Source organism: Streptococcus pseudopneumoniae, assembly GCF_001074975.1.
In the GTDB taxonomy this organism is placed as follows: domain Bacteria; phylum Bacillota; class Bacilli; order Lactobacillales; family Streptococcaceae; genus Streptococcus; species Streptococcus pseudopneumoniae_D.
The window spans coordinates 1-3,737 of record NZ_JUUO01000001.1 but is presented as its reverse complement, the minus strand read 5'-3'; the positions used below and the strand labels follow the sequence as shown (position 1 = coordinate 3,737).

At 40.9% G+C, this 3,737-nt stretch carries 3 protein-coding genes and 1 pseudogene; all 4 read right to left on the bottom strand.

Annotated elements, in window-relative coordinates:
• Window positions 1-122 precede the first annotated feature (122 nt).
• Entirely contained in the window at window positions 123-557 is a 435-nt protein-coding gene (locus ADI86_RS00020) for a cytidine deaminase family protein (RefSeq protein ID WP_049531274.1), read from the bottom strand.
• Window positions 558-570: 13 nt separating this feature from the next.
• Window positions 571-2,031 (bottom strand): glutamate--tRNA ligase, encoded by a 1,461-nt coding sequence (gene gltX / locus ADI86_RS00015; RefSeq protein ID WP_049531273.1) that lies wholly within the window; start codon window positions 2,029-2,031, stop codon window positions 571-573.
• A gap of 130 nt (window positions 2,032-2,161) precedes the next feature.
• Window positions 2,162-3,511, bottom strand: coding sequence for a glucose-6-phosphate isomerase (locus ADI86_RS00010; RefSeq protein ID WP_000018269.1), 1,350 nt, complete (start codon window positions 3,509-3,511; stop codon window positions 2,162-2,164).
• 1 nt (window position 3,512) lies between these two features.
• Window positions 3,513-3,700 (bottom strand): annotated as a pseudogene (locus tag ADI86_RS00005) (hypothetical protein).
• Window positions 3,701-3,737 lie beyond the last annotated feature (37 nt).

Genomic DNA, 3,737 nt, shown 5'->3' with positions numbered 1-3,737 from the left:
GTTTTCAACTCTTACTATTATACCGACTTTTTGTTTTTTGTCAACTACTTTTTTAAACTTTTTTTAAGAATTTCAATTCTTTTCAAGTTATAGTAAAAAGAGCCAGAATTGTACTGACTCTTCTACTGCTCATTAAACTTAGAAGCACGTTCTTCTCCCCACCAATAAGGTATTAGTTCTGCTACTTTCACCGTCTTTCTTGTATCGTAGTCCATCATGAATTCCGCATCTTTATTTTCAGCGTTCAACTCCAAGAGGAATTCTCTACAAGCTCCACAAGGCATACCGGAACTCCCACCATAAGGTGGTTTATCTCGAAAAGCTAATACTTTCTTAACCTTAGTTTGTCCCGAGAATTGGTACATATTGAAGAGTGCTGCCCGCTCTGCACAGAGATGGAAAACACCACAGGTCCCCTCCATACAGAATCCTGTAAATACTTGTCCATCTTCTGCTTCTACTGCAGCTACAACATGATTAGCATAAACAAAGTCTGATACGTCATGTGGATTGTATAGTTTCTGTGCTTCTTCGTACATCTTTTCCCAGATGTCCATTGTTGCATCCTTCTTATTTAGAGATTTTTTTAAGCATGTTTTCGATATGCTGAATTGATTTTTCGCGTCCAAGCAAGTAGATGGTATCTGGCAATTCGGGACCATGCATCTCCCCTGAAACGGCGATACGGATTGGCATGAAGAGATTTTTCCCTTTGATCCCAGTTTCCTTTTGGACCGCTTTGATTTGTGGGAAGATATTTTCTACCACAAACTCATCGTCTGACATAGCTTCGAGTTTGGCTTTAAAGGCTTCAAGTACAGTCGGAACAGTTTCGCCAGCCATGACTTCTCGCTCAGCTTCTGTCAATTCTGGGAAGTCTGAGAAGAAGAGATCCGTCAATGGAACGATTTCATCTACTGACTTCATTTGTGGTTTGTAGAGTTCTACTAATTTCTCAGCCTTATCAGTCAAGCGACCAGCTTCTTCAAGGAATGGTTTGGCCATTTCAAAGATAGTCTCAAGATCCGCATTCTTAATGTACTCATTGCTCATCCAGTCCATTTTCTTCTGGTCGAAAGCCGCTGGAGACTTGCTGAGACGGTTTTCATCAAAGAGGTTAATGAGTTCTTGACGAGAGAAGATTTCGTCTTCTCCACCAGGATTCCATCCAAGAAGAGCGATGAAGTTAAAGACTGCTTCTGGAAGGTACCCTTTCTTACGGTAATCTTCGATAAATTGAAGAGTATTGGTGTCACGTTTAGATAACTTCTTACCAGTTTCAGAGTTGATAATCAAGGTCATGTGACCAAATTCAGGTGCTTCCCATCCCAGTGCTTCATAAACCATGAGTTGTTTTGGTGTATTAGCAATGTGGTCATCCCCACGGATTACGTGAGAGATTTGCATATCGTGGTCATCAATGACAACGGCAAAGTTGTAAGTTGGGTAGCCGTCTTTCTTTTGGATAACCCAGTCACCACCGATATTACCGCCTTCAAACTCGATATCACCTTTGACCATGTCATGCCACTTGTAAATACCAGACTCATTAACTGCCAAACGAACAGTCGGGATAATCCCTGCAGCTTCACGTTCTACAACGTAAGCTACTTTTTCTTCTTCGCTCATGCCAAGGTATTCGTTAATGTAGCGAGGTGTTTCACCAGCGGCTTCTTGACGTTCACGTTCTGCTGCTAACTCTTCTTCTGTCACATAAGACTTGTAGGCTTTTCCTTCAGCTAAGAGTTGGTCGATATATTTTTGATAGAGTTCCAAACGCTCAGACTGGCGGTAGTTTTCATGAGTCTCTGGACTTTCATCCCAGTCCATACCTAACCAACGAAGGTTTTCAAGCTGTGAACGTTCTCCGTCTTCGACATGACGTTTGCGGTCAGTATCTTCGATACGGATGATAAAAGTTCCACCATGGTGGCGTGCATACAAGTAGTTAAACAATGCTGTACGAGCATTACCGATGTGTAATAGTCCTGTTGGACTTGGTGCATAACGCACACGAATATCTTTTGACATATCTTCTCCTATAAAGTCTCTAGGCATCTGCCTTTTCGCTCTCTATATTATATCACAAGTCTCGCCAGAGTCCAATTTCTCTTCTCGAGAAAAAGCAAAAAGAGTGGTAAAACCACTCTTTTTTATTCTATTATAGACGAGCGTTAAGTTCTTTGCTCAATTCTTCAAATCCTGGTTTACCAAGAAGGGCAAACATGTTACGTTTGTAGGCTTCAACACCTGGTTGGTCAAATGGGTTGATGGCATTCAAGTAACCTGAAAGGGCGATAGCCAATTCGAAGAAGTAGATTGTGTAACCAAGAGTGAAGGCATCTTGCTCAGGAAGAGTTACGTACATGTTTGGTACGTCACCGTCAGTGTGGGCAAGAAGAACACCGTCAGTTGCTTTTTTGTTTACAAAGTCAACGTCTTTTCCTTGAAGGTAGCCAAGTCCGTCAAGGTCTTCTTCCAAAGTAGGGATGATCACGTTCTTACGAGGTTTGTCAACGCGGACAACTGTTTCAAACATGATACGAGTTCCTTCTTGGATAAATTGACCCAATGAGTGCAAGTCTGTTGAGAAGTTAGCTGAAGTTGGGTAGATCCCTTTTTGGTCTTTCCCTTCTGACTCACCAGCTAATTGTTTCCACCATTCTGAGAAGTATTGAAGTGATGGCTCGTAGTTTACCAAGATTTCAGTTGCATAACCTTTACGGTAAAGGATGTTACGAACAGCTGCATATTGGTAAGCTTCGTTTTCAGAGATTTTATCTGAAGTATAGTCTTTACGAGCTGCGTTAGCACCTTCCATAAGGGCTTTGATGTCAGCTCCTGATGCAGCGATTGGAAGCAATCCAACTGCTGTCAATACTGAGAAGCGTCCACCGATATCATCTGGAACAACAAATGTTTCCCAACCGTTAGCATCTGCTTCAACCTTAACAGCACCTTTTTGGCGGTCAGTTGTTGCGTAGATACGTTTGTTAGCTTCTTCTTGTCCGTATTTCTTAACCAAAAGTTCTTTGAAGACACGGAAAGCAATCGCTGGTTCAGTTGTTGTACCTGATTTAGAAATCACGTTCACTGAGAAGTCTTTGTCAGCTACATACTCTACTAAGTCAGCAAGGTAAGTAGATGAAATTGAGTTTCCTGCGTAAAGGATTTGTGGAGCTTTGCGTTCTTCTTTTGTTTGCAAGTTTGCAAAGTGGTGGTTCAAGAAGTCGATTGCTGCTTTAGCACCAAGGTAAGATCCACCGATACCAATAACAACCAAAACATCGCTGTCTGACTTGATTTGCTCAGCAGCTTTCAAGATGCGGTCAAATTCTTCGCGATCATAGTTTTCAGGAAGGTCCAACCATCCCAAGAAGTCGCTACCAGCACCAGTTCCTTTACGGATCAATTCATCTGCTGCTGTTACTTGTGATTGCATGTATTCCACTTCATGTGGTGCAACAAATTTGTCTAAGACTTTTGAATAATCAAATTTAATATGTGACATGTTATTCCTCCAATATTTCTTCTTTTCTATCATAACGCTTACCTTCGTTTTTTTCAAGTTTTTTTGTCGAATTTCTCCAATTTTTATCAGAATTCAAACGTTTGCGTAAAAATCCCACATTCCAAAAATTTTGAAATAATATAAAGAAAAAACGACCAGATACTGTACTGACCCCCAAAAGTTAGACAGATAATTTAAGTAAAGGATTTAATTCTGTATTGTACAG

Excerpts from the sequence above, each read along its gene's own strand:
- ADI86_RS00020 (WP_049531274.1), bottom strand. The coding sequence starts at position 557 with ATGGACATCTGGGAAAAGATGTACGAAGAAGCACAGAAACTATACAAT.
- gltX (WP_049531273.1), bottom strand. The coding sequence starts at position 2,031 with ATGTCAAAAGATATTCGTGTGCGTTATGCACCAAGTCCAACAGGACTA.
- ADI86_RS00010 (WP_000018269.1), bottom strand. The coding sequence starts at position 3,511 with ATGTCACATATTAAATTTGATTATTCAAAAGTCTTAGACAAATTTGTT.